The 698-nt window shown below is 50.0% G+C and carries 4 tRNA genes and 1 rRNA gene; all 5 read right to left on the bottom strand.

Features of this window, described 5'->3' with window-relative positions:
- Nucleotides 1-15: 15 nt before the first annotated feature.
- A tRNA-Val gene (locus tag CWO27_RS23480) sits at nucleotides 16-91 on the bottom strand.
- A gap of 63 nt (nucleotides 92-154) precedes the next feature.
- Nucleotides 155-230, bottom strand: a tRNA-Ala gene (locus CWO27_RS23475).
- A gap of 25 nt (nucleotides 231-255) precedes the next feature.
- Nucleotides 256-331: transfer RNA gene (locus CWO27_RS23470), tRNA-Lys, on the bottom strand.
- Between the two features lie 2 nt (nucleotides 332-333).
- Nucleotides 334-409: transfer RNA gene (locus CWO27_RS23465), tRNA-Glu, on the bottom strand.
- Nucleotides 410-533: 124 nt separating this feature from the next.
- A 16S ribosomal RNA gene (locus tag CWO27_RS23460) occupies nucleotides 534-698 on the bottom strand; the annotation flags it as partial.

Here is a 698-nt window from a genome sequence, read left to right as displayed (position 1 = left end):
GAGAATGCTTAAAGATGGTGGGCGATACCGGGCTCGAACCAGTGACCCCCTGCTTGTAAGGCAGGTGCTCTCCCAACTGAGCTAATCGCCCATAAAGTTTCCTTTTGTCTTCACTTTTTAAAAGTGAAAATAAAAGCCATTCTTATGGAAGGAATGGTGGAGCTATGCGGGATCGAACCGCAGACCTCCTGCGTGCAAGGCAGGCGCTCTCCCAGCTGAGCTATAGCCCCATATTTTTATTTCCTTGGGAGGAAATGGTGGGTCGTGCAGGATTCGAACCTGCGACCAATTGATTAAAAGTCAACTGCTCTACCAACTGAGCTAACGACCCAATGGTATCCCGTAGGGGAGTCGAACCCCTGTTACCGCCGTGAAAGGGCGGTGTCCTAGGCCTCTAGACGAACGGGACACTGCTAATTCATCTCCACTTTAAAAAGTAGAAACAAACTTCGAAGAACCTTGGGAGTTCTTCATCTCTTTGCTTTTCTAAACCTAATCAATCTGTGTGGGTACTCATCGTGGATATCTTCGTATAAGGAGGTGATCCAGCCCCAGGTTCCCCTAGGGCTACCTTGTTACGACTTCACCCCAGTCATGAACCACAAAGTGGTGAGCGTCCTCCCCGAAAGGTTAAACTACCCACTTCTTTTGCAGCCCACTCCCATGGTGTGACGGGCGGTGTGTACAAGGCCCGGGAA

This window comes from Vibrio sp. 10N.286.51.C3 (assembly GCF_003050065.1).
Lineage (GTDB): Bacteria > Pseudomonadota > Gammaproteobacteria > Enterobacterales > Vibrionaceae > Vibrio > Vibrio crassostreae.
This window is presented reverse-complemented; position numbering and strand designations above follow the sequence as displayed.